The 20,292-nt window shown below is 68.9% G+C and carries 18 protein-coding genes; 10 read left to right on the forward strand and 8 right to left on the reverse strand.

The window, feature by feature from the left end:
* The first annotated feature begins 49 nt into the window (after positions 1-49).
* Complete coding sequence (locus ABZY89_RS20735; protein WP_355230225.1) at positions 50-2,260, forward strand: DNA methyltransferase; 2,211 nt, start codon at positions 50-52, stop codon at positions 2,258-2,260.
* Positions 2,261-2,289: 29 nt separating this feature from the next.
* Here ABZY89_RS20735 and ABZY89_RS20740 read toward each other — a convergent pair whose 3' ends face one another.
* Positions 2,290-3,138, reverse strand: coding sequence for an acyl-CoA thioesterase domain-containing protein (locus ABZY89_RS20740; protein ID WP_355230227.1), 849 nt, complete (start codon positions 3,136-3,138; stop codon positions 2,290-2,292).
* Positions 3,139-3,273: 135 nt separating this feature from the next.
* Here ABZY89_RS20740 and ABZY89_RS20745 point away from each other — a divergent pair, with 135 nt between their 5' ends.
* From ABZY89_RS20745 to ABZY89_RS20770, 6 genes are all read left to right on the forward strand, one after another.
* Positions 3,274-4,656, forward strand: a complete 1,383-nt coding sequence (locus ABZY89_RS20745; protein ID WP_355230229.1) for an NAD-dependent succinate-semialdehyde dehydrogenase — start codon at positions 3,274-3,276, stop codon at positions 4,654-4,656.
* A gap of 203 nt (positions 4,657-4,859) precedes the next feature.
* Positions 4,860-5,618, forward strand: coding sequence for an alpha/beta hydrolase (locus ABZY89_RS20750; protein ID WP_355230230.1), 759 nt, complete (start codon positions 4,860-4,862; stop codon positions 5,616-5,618).
* Positions 5,619-5,923: 305 nt separating this feature from the next.
* Positions 5,924-8,131 (forward strand): DEAD/DEAH box helicase, encoded by a 2,208-nt coding sequence (locus ABZY89_RS20755; protein WP_355230232.1) that lies wholly within the window; start codon positions 5,924-5,926, stop codon positions 8,129-8,131.
* Positions 8,132-8,224: 93 nt separating this feature from the next.
* The gene (locus ABZY89_RS20760) at positions 8,225-8,365 is read left to right on the forward strand and encodes a hypothetical protein (RefSeq protein WP_350659602.1); all 141 of its coding nucleotides are present in this window, start codon (positions 8,225-8,227) and stop codon (positions 8,363-8,365) included.
* A 106-nt stretch (positions 8,366-8,471) separates the two neighbouring features.
* Positions 8,472-8,840, forward strand: a complete 369-nt coding sequence (gene trxA, locus ABZY89_RS20765) for a thioredoxin (RefSeq protein ID WP_355230233.1) — start codon at positions 8,472-8,474, stop codon at positions 8,838-8,840.
* 43 nt (positions 8,841-8,883) lie between these two features.
* A complete protein-coding gene (locus ABZY89_RS20770) occupies positions 8,884-9,174 on the forward strand; it encodes a chorismate mutase (RefSeq protein WP_201451241.1) in 291 nt (96 codons plus the stop codon).
* Positions 9,175-9,181: 7 nt separating this feature from the next.
* On the opposite strand, the gene ABZY89_RS20775 is transcribed toward ABZY89_RS20770, so the two are convergent.
* On the reverse strand, positions 9,182-10,429 hold the full coding sequence (locus tag ABZY89_RS20775) for an FAD-binding protein (protein WP_355230234.1): 1,248 nt from the start codon (positions 10,427-10,429) through the stop codon (positions 9,182-9,184).
* Positions 10,430-10,569: 140 nt separating this feature from the next.
* On the opposite strand from ABZY89_RS20775, the gene ABZY89_RS20780 reads away from it, so the two are divergent.
* Entirely contained in the window at positions 10,570-11,700 is a 1,131-nt protein-coding gene (locus ABZY89_RS20780; RefSeq protein WP_355230236.1) for an endo-1,4-beta-xylanase, read from the forward strand.
* A gap of 80 nt (positions 11,701-11,780) precedes the next feature.
* Entirely contained in the window at positions 11,781-11,969 is a 189-nt protein-coding gene (locus ABZY89_RS20785) for a hypothetical protein (RefSeq protein WP_355230237.1), read from the forward strand.
* Positions 11,970-11,974: 5 nt separating this feature from the next.
* Here the strand turns inward: ABZY89_RS20785 and ABZY89_RS20790 are convergent, their stop codons facing one another.
* From ABZY89_RS20790 to ABZY89_RS20815, 6 genes are all read right to left on the reverse strand, one after another.
* Positions 11,975-13,474, reverse strand: a complete 1,500-nt coding sequence (locus ABZY89_RS20790) for a CoA-acylating methylmalonate-semialdehyde dehydrogenase (RefSeq protein ID WP_355230239.1) — start codon at positions 13,472-13,474, stop codon at positions 11,975-11,977.
* A gap of 22 nt (positions 13,475-13,496) precedes the next feature.
* On the reverse strand, positions 13,497-14,798 hold the full coding sequence (locus ABZY89_RS20795) for an aspartate aminotransferase family protein (protein WP_355230241.1): 1,302 nt from the start codon (positions 14,796-14,798) through the stop codon (positions 13,497-13,499).
* Positions 14,799-14,960: 162 nt separating this feature from the next.
* Complete coding sequence (locus ABZY89_RS20800; protein ID WP_355230243.1) at positions 14,961-15,986, reverse strand: TIGR03842 family LLM class F420-dependent oxidoreductase; 1,026 nt, start codon at positions 15,984-15,986, stop codon at positions 14,961-14,963.
* A 4-nt stretch (positions 15,987-15,990) separates the two neighbouring features.
* On the reverse strand, positions 15,991-17,427 hold the full coding sequence (gene hydA / locus ABZY89_RS20805) for a dihydropyrimidinase (protein ID WP_355230244.1): 1,437 nt from the start codon (positions 17,425-17,427) through the stop codon (positions 15,991-15,993).
* 13 nt (positions 17,428-17,440) lie between these two features.
* Positions 17,441-18,289 carry a nitrilase-related carbon-nitrogen hydrolase gene (locus ABZY89_RS20810; protein WP_355019197.1) on the reverse strand — a complete coding sequence of 283 codons (849 nt, stop codon included), beginning with the start codon at positions 18,287-18,289 and terminating at the stop codon, positions 17,441-17,443.
* Between the two features lie 100 nt (positions 18,290-18,389).
* Positions 18,390-18,689: a hypothetical protein gene (locus tag ABZY89_RS20815; protein WP_141803049.1), complete on the reverse strand. Its 300-nt coding sequence runs from the start codon at positions 18,687-18,689 to the stop codon at positions 18,390-18,392.
* Between the two features lie 250 nt (positions 18,690-18,939).
* Here ABZY89_RS20815 and ABZY89_RS20820 point away from each other — a divergent pair, with 250 nt between their 5' ends.
* Complete coding sequence (locus ABZY89_RS20820; RefSeq protein ID WP_355230246.1) at positions 18,940-20,217, forward strand: DUF445 domain-containing protein; 1,278 nt, start codon at positions 18,940-18,942, stop codon at positions 20,215-20,217.
* The last annotated feature ends 75 nt before the right edge of the window (positions 20,218-20,292 follow it).

Raw genomic sequence — 20,292 nt, forward strand, 5'->3', positions numbered from 1 at the left:
CACCATCGGTTCGTCTCCCCGAACCTGCGGGCGTTCTATGGTTCATCCTGTGATCACGCCCCGGGCACTGCGCACTCGAGCGCGGTCGGCGGTTGCCGAGCTGGGCGGTGGCCCCTCGGCGGTGGCGGCGGTGATGCGCAGCGTCGTGGCGGGGTTCGCGCGGGCACGGGGGATGGTGCTCACCGATGCCGCCTTGGACGGCGCTGGGTTGCTGTCGTGCGCGGACGGTCCGGAGCCGGATCATCTGCTGTCGAACTATCTGTTCTTGGACGGGGCCGCAGTCGATGATCTGGTTCTGGAGGAGATCGGTTACGTCTACGAAGCGCTCCTCGAGGTCTCCTCACGGCGCGACAACGGCGCCCACTACACCCCGCCCGAGCTCGCCGACGAGGTTGTCGCCCACGCCCTGGCGCCGGTCGCCTCCGCCGACGCGGCGGTGGTCGACATCGCCGCCGGGACAGGCGTCTTCCTCCTCGCCTCCGCCCGTTATCTGGCGGACTCGTGCGAGCGGCCCGTGGCCGAGATCGTCACTCGCTGCCTCTACGGTGCCGACATCGACCCGGTCGCGGTCGACATCGCCAAGCTCTCCCTCTGGCTGCTCTGCGAGGACCCCTCGCTCCCGCTGACCTTCCTCGACGACCGGATCCTGTGCGGCAACTCGCTGGTAGGGCTCGTCGACGCGGACGAGCTGCCTGCCGGCGTAGATGACCCCGAGGCGTACGCCGATGCCATGGTCGCGGTCGCGCTGCCGCTGGGCGGTCGGCCGGGGAGACGGCTCGAGGAGGCGTACGCATCGCTGGGCCGGTGCCGGCGCCTGCCCGTTCCCGCCGTCCGGCCGATCCACTGGGCGCTGGCCGCACCCGAGGTGATGGCACGCGGCGGCTTCGACGCGGTGGTCGGCAACCCGCCCTACCTCGGGGTGAAGCGGGTGCGAGACGCGATCGGTCAGGAGCTGCGCGACTACCTCGCGCACACGCTCGCCGCCGGTACGACGAGGCGGGCCGACTACGTCATCTACTTCCTGCTCCGGGCCGCTGCCCTCAGCCGCGGCGAGATCGGGCTGATCACGACCGACTCGATCAGCGAGGGTGACACCGCGCGCTTCGGCCTCGGTGCGCTGTTGGATCGCGGCTGGCAGGTCGCGCGTGCGGAGCGTTCGGCCCCGTGGCCGACGGCGGGCGTGCGGTTCGCGAAGATCTGGCTGACCACCCGGCCGCTCGACTGTGCGTGGCTCGACGGGCACTCGGTCCCGGCGATCACCGGGACGCTCGAGGACGGCTTCTCGCTCCCGGAGCCGGCGCGACTGGGTCTCGACGTACCGCTACCTCACGGCTACCAGGGCACCATCGTGCTCGGCCGCACGCTCGTCCTGACGCCGGCCGAGGCGGAGGCTCTTGGACGCGGTCCGCTCGGGCACACCGTTCGCCCCTATCTGAGTGGTGAGGACCTGGTCACGCCCTGCGGCTCGACCGCCTCCCGCTTCGTGCTCGACGTCGGCAAGCTGGGCCTCGAGGAGCTCGCCGAGGACCGCGCGCTCGCGCGTCTGGTGCGGTCGAAGGTGCGTGCCGAGCGCCGCCGCCAGTTCTTGAAGTACCCCCAGCTCAAGGAGCGCTGGTGGGGCTTCCTCAGCCCCGTCGACGAGCTCTACCGCGACGCCGTCGGCCTCTCGCACGTCATCGCGTTCAGCAAGCACAGCAAGCACCTGTGGCCCGTCCTGGTCGGTGCCGACCACGTCTTCTCCAACGGGTTGGTCGTCTACCCGACGCAGGATCCAGCGGCGTACGCGTTCCTGGCCTCGGACCTCCACCGTGTCTGGGCGGTACGCGCCGGCGGCACCATGCTCAACACCGCCTACCGCTACAACCCCTCGCGCCTGCGCGCGACCTACCCGTTCCCCGCGGACCTCGGGCCGCTCCGCCCGGCCGGCGTCGCGCTCCTTGCTGTTTTGGACCGGGTTGGCGAGGAGCGCCGGATCGGCATCACCGGCGTACTCAACCTCGTCGGCGACCCCGACACCCGCGACCCCGCGACCGCCGACCTTCGGCAGGCCATCGCCGACGTCAACCACGCGACCGCCCGCCTCCACGGCATCGACGAGTCCCTCGCCACCCCCGACCTGACCCCCACCGGCTTCGGCCTCACCCCGACCCGTCAGCGAGCCCTCATGGCCGCCCTCGTCGACCAGAACCTCGCCCTCGCCGAGAAGGCACAAGCGTCGGCCGAGACGTCAGGTACGTCGGCCGAGACGTCACCACGGTGACGCCTCGGCCGGCGCGAGTGACGCCTCGGCTAGACCGGGGTGGCGGGACCACCCTCGCCAGGAGCGGTGAAGTCGACGGTGCGCTTGGCGTTGGCCAGAGCGGTGACGGTGGCGGTGCCGATGGTGCCCTCGCGGTCGAAGACCTCGGCGGTTCCGACTGAGATGCCCTCGTGGGCGACGTGGTCGATGGTGGCGAGGCCGACCTCCATCCCGGCCGGTCGTCGAGCGAGGGCGAGCGAGATGTCGGTGTTGATCCACTCGACGCCGTTGCTGCCCCAGTTGGTGACCATCGAGGTGGCGTCGGCGATGGAGGCCACGGTCTGGAACGGGGTCATCGGCTCGCCGGCGACGGTCGGAACCGCGACCTGCCAGGTGACGTGGCGCCCGGCGTTCTGGTGCTTGCCGAAGTCGTCGGACCAGGGGTTCTCGGAGACGAAGAACGGTACGTGCGGCTCGGACGTCGGCGGCGCGACCTCGAGCGGCGGGGGAGTGGCGCGCTCGGTCGCCGACCAGACGTCACCGGCCGGGTTCTCGCCGGCGAGCAGGTAGGTGCAGGTCGCGCGGGCGACGACCCGCTCCTCGCCGTCGCCGGAGGACTGGACCATCTCGGCGTCGAGCAGCGCGATGCGCGGGCCGTTGCGTACGACCCTCGTGCGGATCCGCGTCGGCACCATCCGCGGCGGTCGGAACAGGTCCACGTGATAGCGGGAGGGCACCAGTTCCGAGGCACGTCCGAGCTCCTCGATCTGGTCCTCGAGGCCGCGGGCGATCAGGCCGCTGGCGGCCACTCCGTGCATGTGGTCCTCGGCCCACATGCTGCGAGCCATCGGCGTAGGCTCGAAACCGTCATCGGTGCGCCGGAAGAATGCAAGATCCATGCGGACATTCTAGAACGTGTCCTAACTTCGGATTCAGTTGCGAAAACCGGTAAAGAGTAACGGTTCCGTCATCAAAAGCGCTCCAAAACCACGTACCATCGCACCAAAGGCAGCCCCCGATCGAAGAGGATGACGATGAGCACCACGCCTCCCTACCAGGTGACCGACCCCGCAACGGGCGAGGTGATCGAGACCTTCCCGTTCGCCACCGACGCCGAGGTGGAGGAGGCGCTGGAGCGGTCCAAGAAGGCGTACGAAGCCTGGCGCTCGACCCCGATCGAGGAGCGTTCCGCGATCGTGAAGCGCGCCGCGGACCTCTTCACCGAGCGGGCCGCGGAGCTCGGGAAGATCATCCGCACCGAGATGGGCAAGAAGGCCTCCTCCGGTGCCGGCGAGGCCGAGTTCTCCGGCGAGATCACCGCCTACTACGCCGACCACGGCCCCGAGCTGCTCGCGGAGACCGACCTGCCCGGCCACGAGGGCAAGGCGGTCATCCAGCGCCTCCCGCTCGGCCCGGTGCTCGGTGTCATGCCGTGGAACTACCCCTACTACCAGGTCGCCCGCTTCGCCGCGCCCAACCTGGTCGCCGGCAACACCGTCATCCTCAAGCACGCCGAGAACTGCCCGCGCTCCTCGGCCGCGATCGCGCAGATCTTCGCCGACGCCGGCCTTCCCGAGGGCGTCTACCAGAACCTCTACGCCACCCACGAGCAGATCGCCACGATGATCGCCGATCCGCGGGTCCGCGCGGTCTCCCTGACCGGCTCCGAGCGCGCCGGCACGGCGGTCGCCGAGGCGGCCGGCCGCCACCTGAAGAAGGTCGTCCTCGAGCTCGGCGGCTCCGACCCCTACATCATCCTCGACTCCGACGACATCGACGAGGCTGCCGAGACCGCCTGGGCGACCCGGATGGAGAACGTCGGCCAGGTCTGCAACGGCAACAAGCGGATGATCGTGAACGAGGGCGTCTACGACGACTTCGTCGCGGCCCTCACCAAGCGCGCCGCCGCGATGAAGCCGCTCGAGGGCGAGGACGGCGACGACACCGTCTACTCTCCGCTGGTGGCCCGCAAGGCCGCCGAGGCACTGCGCGACCAGATCGAGGACGCGGTCTCCAAGGGCGCCACGCTCCACGCCGGCGGCGAGATCTCCGACGGCTCCGACGCCTTCTTCGCCCCCGCCGTCCTCACCGGTGTCACGCCGGAGATGCGCGCCTACACCGAGGAGCTCTTCGGCCCCGTCGCCGTCGTCTACAAGGTGACCACCGACGAGGAGGCCGTAGAGCTGGCCAACGCGGTGGAGTACGGCCTCGGCGGCGCCGTCTTCTCGACCGACGAGGAGCGCGCGATCGCCGTCGCCCAGCAGCTCGAGGTCGGCATGGCCAACGTCAACACGCCGGCCGGCGAGGGTGCCGACGTCCCCTTCGGCGGCACCAAGCGCTCCGGCTTCGGCCGCGAGCTAGGCCCGCTCGGGATCGACGAGTTCCTCAACAAGCGCCTGTTCTACGTCGAGCGCTGAGCCCAGATCCACCGATGGCCGCCGTCGCGAGCGTCACCAGACGGGTGTGATGGCAAGGCGCCGCCGCGAGGGCATGCCGGGGCCTGTTGAGCGGCGGCAACGCCGCCAGCGCGCCCGTATGGTGGCGCGTAGCAGGCGGAGATCGGTGGATCTGGGCTGAGCAGACACGCTCAGTCGCGCCGGATTCTGAGAGAATCCTGGGCGTGGCTGAGAAGGTGACCTTCAAGAGTACGTCCGGACCCATGCTGGCCGGTCTGATCGACCTGCCCGAGGGTGAGGTGCGTGGCTGGGGCGTGTTCAGTCATGGCTTCACCCTCGGGAAGGACTCTCCGGCCGCCGCGCGGATCTGCAAGCAGCTCGCCGCCGAGGGCGTCGGGATGCTGCGCTTCGACAACCTCGGGCTCGGCGACTCCGAGGGCGACTGGGGCGACGGCTCCTTCACCCACAAGGTCGCCGACACCGTCGAGGCCGCCCGTTTCATGGCCGATCGCGGCACCCCGGCCGAGCTGCTCGTCGGCCACTCCTTCGGTGGCGCGGCCGTCCTCGCCGCGGCCAACGAGGCCGTCGGCGTCGACGCCGTGGCCACCGTGGGTGCCCCCTTCCAGCCGGCTCACGTCGAGCACAACTACGACGCCGTGCTCTCCCGCGTGCTCGAGGACGGCCAAGCGCCGTGGATGGCCGGCGGCAAGTCGCTGACCCTGCGCAAGCACTTCGTCCATGACGTACGCCGCGCCGACCTGCGCCAGAAGATCATGCAGCTCAAGAAGCCGCTCCTGGTCATGCACAGCCCGACCGACACCACGGTCGGCATCGAGAACGCCTCCGACATCTTCAACACCGCCCGCCACCCGCGGTCCTTCGTGGCGCTGGAGGGCTCCGACCATCTCCTCACGAAGCGAGGCCAGGCCCAGCGCGCCGCCCGGATCATCTCGGCCTGGGCGGATCAGTACCTGATCGACTGAGGCTCATCCGACGCCTGCCCGAGCCCTGTGTTTGATCAATTGACAGAAAACGCCGAACGAGACTTCCGCTAACCGGTGTGGGTGGGGTTACACTCGCTGCAAGCGCCCGGCTCGTGGACGTTCGTCGTGGGGACCGAACGAGTCACTGGCCCGGTCGATGAGGCGCCGATCGCGCGTACCGCTGTTTGGACGCGGTCGTCAGTCGTCTGCCATCGATCTGCGTGAGCCCTGGGAGGGCGACCGGCCGATGAGGGTCGGCATTTGGACATGCCACTCACCCGTGCGTGGCCCCAAGGAGGATTCAGTTGGCTCAGGGAGCCGCTACCCGGCGCAACAACCGGTCCGGCCGTTCGCGTAGCAACGGCAATGCCGGCAAGTCCGGGCAGAACGGTCGCCGCAAGGGCGTCCACAAGGACAACGAGGGCATCATTCCGGTGCTCGCGCAGGTCGTCCGCGAGGTGGAGTCGGCCGTGCAGCGCCGCTCGGCCATGCCCGACGTACGGACCAAGTTCCAGGTCGTCGCGCTCCTCGCCCGAGACGAGCGCCACCGCGTGCTCGAGGACGAGACCCTCAACGAGGGTCGCCGCGCCGAGCAGCTCAAGCGTCTGGACGGGATTGCCACGATCCTCGCCAAGACCGCGACCATGGACTCGCGCCTGTTCGAGCTCCTCGCCGAGGACGCCGAGATCTCCGACGCCGCCGTCGACCTCAAGCACGAGCTGATGGCCCGTGGTGGCGTCGACGTGCCGGAGGACGAGGAGGAGGACGAGGACGACACGCCCGCCGTCGTGGTCCACGACAAGCGCGTGGTGCCGACCAGCGTCATCCAGCGCCAGCTCTCCAACCCGTTCCTGGTGCCCGACTTCACCAACGCCCGCCCGCCGGTGCACGCCCGTCGCCTGTCCGGCTGGGAGCTCCTCGGGCCGCTGTTCCGAAGCTTCGAGTACGCCGACTCCGGCCCCTCCTGCATGCCGCTGCCCGAGCCGCCCGCCTACGGCCCCGGCCACATCGACGCGCCCGGCACCCGCGAGCTCATGCACCACCAGGCGCAGCTGGTCGCCTCGGCGGCCGAGGGCCACCGCTCCTACCTGCTGGCCGACGAGCCGGGTCTCGGCAAGACCGCGCAGGCGCTGCTGGCCGCCGAGGCAGCCGAGGCCTACCCGCTGCTCGTCGTCGTTCCCAACGTCGTCAAGGCCAACTGGGCCCGCGAGGTCGACCTCTGGACGCCGTCCAAGAAGGCGACCGTCGTCCACGGCAACGGCGAGGACATCGACGGCTTCGCCGACATCATCGTGGTCAACTACGAGATCCTCGACCGCCACGTCGGCTGGCTCGGCGACTTCGGCTTCAAGGGCATGGTGGTCGACGAGGCCCACTTCATCAAGAACAAGTCCTCCCAGCGCTCCCAGCACGTGCTGGCCCTCTCGGAGAAGATCCGGCAGCGTACGGCCAACCCGCTGCTGATGGCGCTGACCGGCACCCCGCTGATCAACGACATCGAGGACTTCCGGGCGATCTGGCAGTTCCTCGGCTGGATCGACGACGTCAAGCCGCTCAACGGCCTGCTCGAAGGGCTCGAGGAGACCGGGCTGACCCCGCAGGACAACAGCTTCTACGGCGCTGCTCGCCGCGTCGTCGTCAACCAGGGCATCGTGCGCCGCCGCAAGATCGACGTCGCCAGCGACATCCCGGCGCGCCGCGTGGCCGACCTGCCGGTCGAGCTCGACGACGCCGAGGGCCGCTCGATCCGGGCCGCCGAGGCCGAGCTGGCCAAGCGGATGATGCAGCGTTACGACACCGCGATCGAGACCCGGGTGACCGGCGCCAAGCCGGCTCCCGGCGAGCTCGACCTCGAGCTGATCCGCCGCGTCGCCGCCTGGGAGCGCGAGGACCAGGACGCCTCCACCGGCGAGAACGTCTTCGGGATGATGCGCCGCATCGGTCGCGCGAAGGCCTCGCTGGCCGCCGACTACGCTGCCCAGCTGGCGCGCAACGTCGGCAAGGTCGTCTTCTTCGCCAAGCACATCGAGGTGATGGACACCGCGCAGAAGCTCTTCGAGGAGCGCGGCATCCGCTACTCCACGATCCGCGGCGACCAGACCTCGAAGGCGCGCGAGAAGGCCATCGACGAGTTCATGAACGACCCCGAGGTCAAGGTCATCGTCTGCTCGCTCACCGCCGCCGGTGTCGGCGTCAACCTGCAGGCCGCCTCCAACCTGATCCTGGCCGAGCTCTCCTGGACCGACGCAGAGCAGACCCAGGCGATCGACCGCGTCCACCGCATCGGCCAGACCGAGCCGGTCACCGCCTGGCGCATCATCGCCTCGCAGACCATCGACACCCGGATCGCCGAGCTGATCGACTCCAAGGCCGGCCTCGCGGCTCGTGCCCTGGACGGCTCCGACGAAGAGGTCACCGACTCCGCCGACGTACAGCTCGAGGCCTTGGTCTCGCTGCTCACCGACGCTCTGCGCAAGCGCGAGTCCGGCCGCCGCGGCCGGCGCGCCGCCTGACGCCGACCCGGGACTCATCCGGGCCTTATCCGGGCCCCATCTCAGGGGGAATCCTGAGGTGGGGTCTGGGTGGTCCGGCGTACGCTGGATCACATGTTCTGGATTATCTTGCTGGTCATCGCAGCGGCTGTCGGTGGATACGTGTTCCGGGTTCCGATCGTCGCCAAGCTGACCGGGCAGCCACGCAGTCGCATCGAGCGGCAGATCGGGCCGAAGGCCAAGCGCCTTCCCTGATCTCACGAGGAATCCGCACGGGGAATCCTCAGTGGGGCACGTGCGTTGAGACGTACGTGCCTGCCGATCCGGCGCGCACCGACCCCATACCGGAAGTGAGAGCCCCATGCCCACCGTCGAGCTCGGCGCAGAGAACTTCGAGAGCACCGTCACCGACAACGAGATCGTCCTCGTCGACTTCTGGGCGTCCTGGTGCGGCCCGTGCCGCCAGTTCGGCCCGATCTACGACGCTGCCTCCGCAGAGCACCCCGAGATCGTCTTCGGGAAGGTCGACACCGAGGCCGAGCAGGCGCTCGCCGGTGCCGCCAACATCACTTCGATCCCGACGCTGATGGCCTTCAAGAAGGGCAACCTCGTCTTCTCGCAGCCCGGTGCGCTCCCCGCGCCCGCGCTCAAGCAGGTCATCGACGCCGTCGTCGAGCTCGACATCGACAAGGCGCTCGCGGAGCAGTCCTCGAAGGAGTCCGGCGAGTAAGACTCGTCGGTGCTCCGGGGCTCGCATCGGGTTTGATAGCGCTGTGACCGAAGACGCCCACGACGAGCTCCTGCGCCTGCGCGGCAGCATCGACAACCTCGACGCCGCCCTTGTCCACCTTCTCGCCGAGCGCTTCAAGTGCACCGAGCAGGTCGGCCGGCTGAAGGCGCGCGCGGGCTTCCCGCCTGCCGATCCGAGCCGCGAGGCGGTCCAGATCGAGCGGCTCCGCCGGCTCTCCGACGACGCAGGTCTCGACCCCGAGTTCGCCGAGAAGATCCTCAACGTGATCATCGCCGAGGTGATCCGCAACCACCGCCAGTTCGTCGAGGACTGAGCGAGCCTCAGCCGATCACCCGGTCCAGCCAGGCGTTCCAGAACCGGCGGTCCGGGTCGAAGCGGCGTACGAGGTCCCGGAAGTCGTCCCAGCGCGGGAACTCGGCGCCGGGGTCCTTGGTGGCGAAGAGCTTGCCCCAGTGCGGCCTGGTGCCCGCCGGAAGCCGCTGCTCCAGGTCGGGCAGGAGGTCGCGTACGCCGACGGGGTCGGCATTCCAGGTGAAGTGCAGCGCCAACGTGCCCGTGCCATAGGCGGGGGAGAGCCACAGCTCGTCGGCGGCGACTGCGCGGATCTCGCTCACCTGCAGGAGCGGCCGGACCCGGTCGGCGAGTGAGCGGACCGCGTCGACCGCCTCCTGCGCGCGATCGAGCGGCACCAGGTACTCGCTCTGCAGCTCCGCGCCGACGCTCGGCTGGAAGTCGAGGCGGAAGTGGGGCAGCCGCTCGTGCCAGGGTCCCGGCACGCCGAGCTGCTCGGTGCACGGCGCCGGGTCGAGACCGGGGACGACGTGCTGCGGCCCGGTCGCGAGCACTGTCCCGGGGAGCTCCGGCGTCCCCGAGCGCGACTTCACCCAGACCCGGGCGGCCGACCCGTCGGGCTCGTCGGCCCAACGCGTGAAGATCGACACCGAGTAGGCGGCACCGAGAATCTCGGTGAGGTGTTCTCGCAGGTCAGCGTAGGTGAGACCCTCGTGAACCGTCTGTGCGACCTGGTAGGTCGGCGAGGTCAGCAGCTCGAGATGGGTCACGATCCCCAGGGCACCGATGCCGACCACGGCCCCGGCGAAGTCGGGCGAGCCGGCCTCCAGCCGCACCAGGTCGCCGCGCCCGTCGACGATCTCCAGCGCGGTCACGGAGGTGGCCAGCGAGCCGTTGCCGACACCGGAGCCATGGGTGCCGGTCGCGACCGCGCCGGCGACCGAGATGTGGGGGAGCGAGGCCAGGTTGGGCAGCGCCCGGCCATGCTCCTGCAGCCAGGCGGCGAGCTCGCCGTAGCGCATCCCGCCGGGCACCCGGACCACATCACCGGCCAGGCTCGGCGAGGTCTCCAGGTCGAGCGAGACCAGCGCCCCCGGTGTGTCCGCGAGATCGGTGAAGGAGTGCCGCGACCCCAGCGCGCGCAGCCGCGGCTCGCGCCGCACGAGGTCGCGTACGTCATCCACGGAACGTGGTCGCACCAGCTCGCGCGCGGTGTAGTCGTAGCTGCGGGCCCACGTCGATCCGGGAGCTTCGGGGGCAGGGGTCTCGGTGGGCATGGACCGGATCGTAGCCGGGATCGGGCTTCGGCGCCCGTCTTCAGAAAACGTTATCGACAACGATTGACAAAGTCGCGAGCCTCTCGACATCCTGATGCCTGTCTGTGATGCCGATCACACTTAGTGCACTTGGAGGCACCGTGAAACTTCGTCACATCGTCGTGACCGTGACCGCAGCGGCGACCATCGCGGCCACCGCGTCATCCGTGGCCCAGGCCGAGCCCCGTGGCTTCCGGCCCCCATCCGACTCGCTCCGCTCCTACGCTTCCCAGATCGGGTTGCACCTCGGTGTCGCCGCCAATCCCGAAGTGCTTGCCGACGAGGAGCTCGCCGGCATCGCCGCGGACGAGTTCTCCAGCATCACTCCCGAGAACGAGATGAAGTGGGAGACCGTCGAGCCGACTCGGGGCACCTATGACTGGTCGGGCGCCGACGAGGTCGTCGAGTTCGCCCGCGCCCATGGTCAGAAGGTGCGCGGCCACACCCTGCTCTGGCACAACCAGAATCCCGCCTGGCTGACGGAGGGTGTCAACAACGGCACCATCAGCAACGACGAGCTCCGCGGGATCCTCAAGAAGCACATCACCGACGAGGTCGCCCACTTCCGCGGCAAGGTCTACCAGTGGGACGTCGCCAACGAGTTCTTCACCGACACCAACCCCTCGCGCCTCAACCCGGACAACTTCTGGGTCTCCCGGCTCGGACCCGAGGTGGTCGCCGACGCCTTCCGCTGGGCCCATCAGGCCGACCCGAAGGCGCGGCTGTTCTACAACGACTACAACATCGCCGGGGAGGACGGCCACAACGCCAAGGCCGACGCGGTCTACGCCTTCGTCAAGAGCCTGGTCGCCCAGGGCGTACCCATCCACGGTGTCGGCAACCAGGGCCACCTCGACACCCAGTACGGCTTCTCCGGCGAGCGCTTCCGCGACGACCTGCAGCGCTATGCCGACCTCGGTCTCGAGGTCGCGGTCACCGAGGCCGACGTACGCACCTTCGTCGACTCCGCCGAGACCCAGGTCCCCACGGACAACCTGGCGCTCTTCGCCCACCCCTACGAGTTCTCCCAGATGCTCCAGGCCTGCCTCGCCGTACGCGCCTGCACATCGTTCACGGTCTGGGGCATCGACGACACCCACTCCTGGGTACCTGGCTGGTTCGAAGGGGAGGGCTACGCGCTGCTCTGGGATGTGAACCGGCAGCCCAAGGAGGCATACACGACCCTGAAGCAGGATCTCCGCCTTGCCCTGGGGGCACCACGCCGGCGCTGAGCCACAGCGATCCGTGGCGGCACCCGGGTGGCGGTGATCTACTGGAGACCGAGCACACGGATCGAGCTGAGCGAGGGTAGATGAGCGAGTACGCAGCAGAGGCAGACCTCGAGGAGCAGGCGACCGACGTCGTGAAGGAGACCGTCGACGACGAGGCGCCTCTGGACGCCGAGGAGACGGTGACCTCGACGCCGGACGACGTCGACGAGGCCGACTACGCCGAGCAGAAACTCGACGCAGCCGGCCCCGACGACGACTACGACTACTAGATCTCTCAGGAGTTCTGCGGGAACCCCAGGTTGATCCCGCCGTGCGACGGGTCGAGCCAGCGGGTGGTGACCGCCTTCTCCCGGGTGAAGAAGTCCAGCCCAGCGGGGCCGTACGCCTTCGCGTTCCCGAACAGCGAGGCCTTCCAACCACCGAAGGAGTGGTAGGCGACGGGCACCGGGATCGGCACGTTCACGCCGACCATCCCGACCTGCACCTCACGCTGGAATCGGCGGGCGGCGCCGCCGTCGTTGGTGAAGATGGCGGTGCCGTTGCCGAACTGGCCGGAGTTGATCAGCTCGAGGCCCTCCTCGTAGCCGGAGACGCGGATGACCGAGAGCACCGGTCCGAAGATCTCCTCGGTGTAGACGGTCGACGTGGTCGGCACGCGGTCCACCAGTGTCGGCCCGACCCAGAACCCGTTGGGGTCGCCGTCCACCTCGATCCCGCGTCCGTCGACGACGACCTCGGCGCCGTCGGCCGTGGCCACGTCGACGTAGCTCGCCACCTTGTCCCGGTGGGCGCCGGTGATGAGCGGCCCCATGTCGGTGTCCCGGGTGCCGTCGCCGGTCTTGAGCGTGGCCATCCGCGAGGTGATCTTCGAGATCAGGCTGTCGGCCACCGAGTCGACCGCGAGCACCACGGAGATCGCCATGCAGCGCTCGCCGGCTGACCCGAAGCCCGCGTTGACCGCCGAGTCGGCGACCAGGTCGAGGTCGGCGTCGGGCAGGACGAGCATGTGGTTCTTGGCGCCCCCGAGCGCCTGGACCCGTTTGCCGGCAGCGGTGCCGCGCTCGTAGACGTAGCGGGCGATCGGGGTGGAGCCGACGAAGGAGATCGAGGCGACGTCGGGGTTGTCGAGGAGCGCGTCGACCGCCTCCTTGTCGCCGTGCACGACGTTGTAGACGCCGTCGGGCAGCCCCGCCTCCGACCACAGCTCCGCGATCCAGCTGGACGCGGTCGGATCCTTCTCCGACGGCTTGATCACGACGGCGTTGCCGGCCGCGATCGCGATCGGGAAGAACCACATCGGCACCATGGCCGGGAAGTTGAACGGGCTGATGATGCCCACCACGCCGAGCGGCTGCTTGAGCGTGGTCACGTCCACACCGGAGGAGACCTGCTCGGAGACCGTGCCCTTGAGCAGGTGGGAGAGACCGCAGGCGAACTCGACGACCTCGAGCCCGCGGGCGATCTCGCCTGCGGCGTCGGAGAGCACCTTGCCGTGCTCGGCGGTCAGGATCTCGGCGAGCTCGCCCTTGCGGGCGTTGAGCAGTTCGCGGAACTTGAAGAGCACGGCCGTACGCCGGGTGAGCGAGGTCTCGCTCCACTCTTCGAACGCCTTCTTGGCTGCGGAGACGGCGGTGTCGACGTCAGCGGCCGAGGCGAAGCGTACGCGCTTCTGGACGGTGCCGAGCGCGGGATTGTAGACGTCGCCGAGACGGGTGCCGGTGCCGGGGTTGGTGGCCCCGCCGATCCAGTGGTCGAGGATGGGGAGGTCGGTCATGTCATGCGTCCTTAGAGAGCTGTTACAGCGAGCCGAGCACGTCGTCGTAGATCGAGATCGCCTCGGCGACCTCGTCGGGGGTGACGACGCACGGGGGCACCACGTGGATGCGGTTTTCCATGGTGAACGGGATCAGGTCGCGGGCGATGAGGTCGGACTTGATCCGGCCCATCGTCGCGGCGGGCAGCGGCTCCCGCGTCTCGCGGTCGGCGACGAGCTCGAGGGCCCAGAAGACCCCGGTGCCGCGTACCTCGCCGATCACGTCGTGCTTCTCGGCCAGCGAGGCGAGGCCGGGGGCGATGTGGTCGGTGCCGATGGTCGCGGCGTTGTCGACGATGCCCTCCTCGTTCATCGCCTCGATGGTCGCCACGATCGACGCCATCGCGAGCGGGTGGCCGGAGTAGGTGAGCCCGCCGGGGAAGACCTGGTCGTCGAAGGTCGCCGCGACCGGGTCGGAGATGATCACCCCGCCGGCGGGTACGTAGCCGGAGTTGACCCCCTTGGCGAAGGTGATCAGGTCGGGAACGACGTCGTAGGCATCCAGGGCCAGCCACTCGCCGGTGCGGCCGAAGCCGGCCATGACCTCATCGAGGATGAGCATGATCCCGAACTCGTCGGCCAGCGCCCTGACCCCGGGGAGGTAGCCCGGCGGCGGGATCATGATCCCGGCAGTGCCGGGGATGGTCTCGAGCAGGATCGCCGCGATCGACGCGGGTCCCTCGGACTCGATGACCCGGCGCAGGTGCTGGAGGGCGCGTTCGGCCTCCTGCTCCGGCGTGGTCGCCCAGAACTCCGAGCGGTAGAGGTAGGGGCCGAAGAAGTGGACGTGGCCGCGGGCGTACTCGTTCGGGATCCGTCGCCAGTCGCCGGTCGCGACGATCGCCGCCCCGGTGTTGCCGTGGTAGGAGCGGTAGGTCGAGAGGACCTTGTCGCGGCCGGTGTGGATGCGGGCCATCCGGATCGCGTTCTCGACCGCGTCGGCGCCGGCGTTGGTGAAGAAGACCTTGTTGAAGCCGACCGGCGCGATGTCGGTGATCCGCTCGGCCGCCTCGCCGCGCGTCAGGTTGGCAGTCGTCGGCGCGATGGTGGTCAGCGTCTCGGCCTGCTTCTTGATCGCCTCCACCACCCGGGGGTGCTGGTGGCCGATGTTGGTGTTGACCAGCTGGGAGGAGAAGTCGAGGTAGGTGTGCCCGGAGTCGTCCCACACCTTCGAGCCCAGACCGCCGGCGATCACGAGCGGTTTCAGCGACCCCTGGGCGGACCAGGAATGGAAGACATGGGCTCGGTCGAGGTCGTAGGCACGGGCGTCGCTGGCGCTGGTCAAGGCTGTCCCCTGGGGTGCGTGGATGGACATGGATCTGGGTTTTCACTCTACGCCGGGAGCAGCAGGGTCGCCGCCGGTCCGGGATACTGATTACGACGGTATATCAGGACGATGGCTACGTTTTCGTTACATTCTCACGCCACAATCAACGAAATCGCGCGCTCATACCTTCGTGGTCGCCGGCCGGTTGACCCGGGGGATCACCAGATCGCCGTACGCAGCCAGGGTCTGGTCCATCGCGTCGTGCTGCAGGTAGACGGCGAACTGGTCGACGCCGAGGCTCTTGAGCTGCTCGAGCTTGGCGACCTGCTCCTCGACCGAGCCGAGGAGGCAGAACCGGTCGACGATCTCGTCGGGCACGAACTGGGTGTGGGTGTTGCCGGCCCGCCCGTGCTCGTTGTAGTCGTAGCCCTCGCGGTTCTTGATGTAGTCGGTGAGCGCCTGCGGGACGGCACCGCTGCCGTACTTGGAGACGATGTCGGCGACGTGGTTGCCCACCATCCCGCCGAACCACCGACACTGCTCGCGGGCATGATCCAGCGCCTCGGGCGACCCGTCGGTGACGTACGCAGGAGCGGCCACGCAGAACGTCAGCGACTCCGGGTCGCGGCCGGCGTCGGTGGCCGCCTTCTTGACCGCCCCGATCATCCACTCGGTGATGTCGGGGTCCGCCAGCTGCAGGATGAACCCGTCGCCGACCTCCCCGGCCGCCTTCAGTGCGAGCGGGCCGTAGGCGGCGATCCACACCTCCAGCTCGGAGCGCTTGGCCCACGGGAACTGCAGCGTGGTGCCGTTGATCTCGACCGGGCGCCGGTTGGCGAGCTCGCGGATCACCCGGGTCGCCTCGCGCATCTCCTTGATCGTCGACGGCTTCCCGTTGAGCACCCGCACCGCCGAGTCGCCGCGCCCCATCCCGCACACGGTGCGGTTGCCGTACATCTCGTTCAGGGTCGCGAAGACCGACGCGGTCACCGTCCAGTCGCGGGTCGCCGGGTTGGTCACGAACGGGCCGACCTTGATGGTGCGGGTCTCGGCGAGGATCTGGCTGTAGATGACGTACGGCTCCATCCACAGCAGGTGGCTGTCGAACGTCCAGACGTAGTCGAAGCCGTATGCCTCGGCCTGCTTCGCCAGGGAGACGACCCGCCAGGCGGGCGGGTTGGTCTGGAGGACGACACCGAAGTCCATCACGTCACACCAGGTACTGGGAGAGGTCGCGCTTGAGGTAGCTGCCGTGGCCCTTGGTGCCCTTGAACTCGCCGGCGGCGACGGCCACGGAGCCTCGGGAGAGCACCACGTCGACGTGTCCGTCGATCTCGTAGCCCTCCCAGGCGGAGTGGTCCATGTTCATGTGATGGGTCTTGCCGACTCCGATGGAGGTGTGGCCGTTCGGGTCGTAGACGACGATGTCGGCGTCCGCTCCCGGCGCGATGACGCCCTTGCGGCCGTATAGCCCGAACATCCGCGCCGGTGTGGTCGCGATCAGCTCCACCCACCGCTCGAGCGTGATCTGCCCGGTCACCACGCCCTGGTAGAGCAGGTCGACGCGGTGCTCGATCGACCCGATCCCGTTGGGGATGGCCCGGAAGTCGTCCTTGCCGAGCTCCTTCTGCTCCTTCATGCAGAAGGGGCAGTGGTCGGTGGAGACCATCTGCAGGTCGTTGGTGCGCAGCGCTTGCCACATCGCGTCCTGGTGGCCCTCCTCCCGCGACCGCAGCGGCGTCGAGCAGACCCACTTGGCGCCCTCGAAGTCGCCCCATTCCTCCGACCTCGCGCCGAGCTGGTCCTCGAGGGTGAGGTAGAGATACTGCGGGCAGGTCTCGCCGAACACGTTCTTCCCGTGGTCACGGGCCTTGGCCAGCTGCGCGACCGCCTGCTTGGCGCTGACGTGCACCACGTAGAGCGGAGCCCCGGTCACGTCGGCGAGCATGATCGCCCGGTGGGTGGCCTCCTCCTCCATCTGCCAGGCACGCGCGATGCCGTGGTAGTAGGGAGACGTCTTGCCGGACTCGGCCAGCTGCGCGGCGAGCACGTCGATGGCCGGCCCGTTCTCGGCGTGCATCATCGTCAGCAGCCCGTGGTCGGTCGCCTTCTGCATCGCCCGCAGCACCTGCGCGTCGTCGGAGTAGAAGACACCCGGATAGGCCATGAACAGCTTGTAGGAGGTGATCCCCTCGTCCACGAGGGTGTCCATCGCCTTGAGCGAGTCGTCGTCGACCCCGCCGATGATCTGGTGGAACCCGTAGTCGATCGCGCAGTTGCCGGCGGCCAGCTCGTGCCAGTGCGCCAGCCCGTCCTGTACGCGTTCGCCGTAGCGCTGCACCGCGAAGTCGATGATCGTCGTGGTGCCGCCCCAGGCCGCGGCCCGGGTGCCGGTCTCGAAGGTGTCGCTGGCGTTGGTGCCACCGAACGGCAGTTGCATGTGGGTGTGGGCGTCGACGCCGCCGGGGATGACGTACTTCCCGCTCGCGTCGATGGTCACGTCGGCCTCGATCGTCCCCAGCGGAGTGCTCCCGGGGGAGATGAGCGCGACGATCTTCTCGCCGTCCACCAGCACGTCTGCCTGGGTGCGCCCGGTCGCGGAGACGACCGTGCCACCCTTGATGAGCGTGGTCATTCCGGCAGTCATGGGTAGAGCCTCCTCAGGGTCGGGGGATGGCGGTGTACGAATCGGGCCGCCGGTCGCGGTAGAACTGCCAGTCGTCGCGCATCTCCTGGACCATGCTCATGTCCAGGTCGCGTACGAGCAGCTCCTCCTTCTCGCCCGAGCCGAGCTCGCCCACGTAGTTGCCGCGGGGGTCGACGACCTGCGACATCCCGTAGAAGTTGACCGCCTCTTCGCCGTACTCGTTGTCCTCGAGGCCGACCCGGTTGGGCGCGAGCACGAAGTAGCCGTTGGCGACCGCGGCGGCGGGCTGCTCGATCTCCCAGAGCCGGTTGGAGAGCCCGGGTTTGGTGGCGTTGGGGTTGAAGACCATGTGGGCCCCGTTGAGCCCGAGCTCGCGCCAACCCTCAGGGAAGTGGCGGTCGTAGCAGATGTACATCCCCACCTTCCCGACCGCGGACTCGAAGACCGGGTAGCCCAGGTTGCCGGGGCGGAAGTAGAACTTCTCCCAGAACTTCTCGACGTGGGGCAGATGGTTCTTCCGGTACTTGCCGAGGATCGTGCCGTCGGCGTCGACGAGCACGGAGGTGTTGTAGTAGACCCCGGTGTCGGCCTCCTCGTAGATCGGCAGCACCATCACGATGCCCAGCTCCTTGGCCAGGCTCGCGAAGCGCTGCACGATCGGCCCGTCGGCCGGCTCGGCGTAGCGGTAGTACTTCTTGTCCTGGGTGATCCCGAAGTAGGGCCCGTAGAAGAGCTCCTGGAAGCACATCACCTGGGCGCCCTGGGCGGCGGCGTCCCGCGCAAAGCCCTCGTGCTTGTCCAGCATGGAGACCTTGTCCCCGGTCCAGGTGGTCTGGCTGATTGCGGCTCTGACGATCGTCATGCAACTACCTCCCGACTCACATACAAGCACGCCGCCGCGACCCGTGGGGTCGCGACGGCATTTTTGCTTCAGACGATGAGGTGCTTGAAACCCTGTTGCGCTAGGCGGCAGTCGCCGGATGACGTACGACGACGTGCTCGACGGCTCTGGCGAGCTCCTCGCGGAGCTCGGGCGCGAGCTGAGGGCAGTCGACGGAGAGGAACAGCTCCATCGCGGAGCGGGTCGCGCGGGCCCGCTCGCCGGGCGTGCCCTCGGAAAGGGTCGGCGCGATCTCGGCGAGATGGGCACTGGTCTCGACCACGGTGTTGCAGTCGTGCGGGGTGAGTGGGGCGCGGGCCTCCCGGCCGGCGCGAACGAGGACGCTCAGAACCTCCACCTTGGCGGCGGTGGTCAACGACATAGCGCTCCTCGACGAGTCGAACAGATGCGACCCCACACCGTCCGCGTTGTGCGACGACATGTATCTCCTCGGTGGGACGTGTGCCTCCCCTCAGGCACTCTCGCCCACTCCAACGAGCAGGGGAAGGGATCGGTGACGGCCTTGGATCCTTTGTAACTCACCTGTGGCCCAACCCGTGAGTAGCCTATAGAAATGCTGGTCGTGGTGTTGCAGATCGCGTCGCGTGGGACGACCCGGCACAATTGAGCCCATGAGTTCTCCTGGGGGCGCCGGCATCGGCGGCCTGATGGTCGAGACCGAGGCCGATGTCGTACGCCGCCAGGCGCTGCGCCGCATGCGCATCGTCGCCACCGGGCTCCTGGTCGTGGCCGCCATCGTCTACCTGCTGACCTTTCGGCTGGACGGGTTCTGGGGGTTCGTGAACGCCGGTGCCGAGGCGTCCATGGTCGGTGCGATGGCCGACTGGTTCGCGGTCACCGCGCTGTTCCGTCACCCGCTCGGGCTGCCGGTGCCGCACACCGCGCTGATCCCGAAGCGGAAGGACGAGCTCGGCGCCAGCCTGGAGGAGTTCGTCCAGGACAACTTCCTGCAGGAGGAGACGATCCGCGAGCGGCTCGGTGTCGCGATGCCGTCGCTGCGGCTCGCGCTCTGGCTCGCCGAGGAGCCCAACGCCAAGCGGGTCGTCGACGAGGTCTCCACCGTGGTCGCCGACGGGCTCTCCCGGATCAGCAACCGCCACATCGTCGAGATCATCCAGGACGGGTTCGTACCTCGCCTGCGTGAGGAGCAGATCGCGCCGCTGCTCGGCGGCACGCTGCAGGCCGCGCTGGACGACGGCGTCCATCACGGCCTGGTCGACCTGGCGCTCGTCGAGCTGCACGGCTGGCTCGAGGAGAACGAGGAGATCGTCACCGAGGTGCTCGGCGAGCGGGCGCCGTGGTGGACGCCCCAGGTGTTGCGCGAGCCGGTGACCGCCCGCATCCACGTCGAGCTGGTCCGCTGGATCGCCGACATCCGCGACGACCCCGAGCATCGTGCCCGCAAGGCGATCGACACGATGCTCGCCGATCTCGCCGACAACCTGCAGCACGACGAGGCGACCATGGAGCGCGCCGAGCGGCTCAAGGAGCGGGTGCTCGACCACCCCGGCGTCATCAACACCGCCATCTCGATCTGGGACGCCCTGCGGCGTGCGCTGACCACGTCCCTGCGCGACCCCGACGGCGTCGTCCGCCGCCGCGCCTTGGACGAGGTCATCCGCTACGCCCAGAAGGTCGTCCTCGACGAGAGCCTCCAGCGCCGCTACGACGCACTCGCCTCCGACGTGGCCGTCTACGTCGTCAAGCGCTACGGCCGCGAGGCAACGACCGTCATCACCCACACCATCCAGCGCTGGGACGGCAAGCAGGCGGCTCGCCGCATCGAGCTCTTCGTCGGTCGCGACCTGCAGTTCATCCGCATCAACGGCACCATCGTCGGTGGTCTCGTCGGCGTGATCATCCACACCGTCGCCGTCCTGATGGAGTGACCCGCCGAAGCGTCAGATACGTCGGCCGAAAGGTCACGTACGTCGGTCGAGCCGCCACCGCGTGCCAACTCGGCC

It is taken from the genome of Nocardioides sp. NPDC006303 (assembly GCF_040613175.1).
Classification (GTDB): domain Bacteria; phylum Actinomycetota; class Actinomycetes; order Propionibacteriales; family Nocardioidaceae; genus Nocardioides.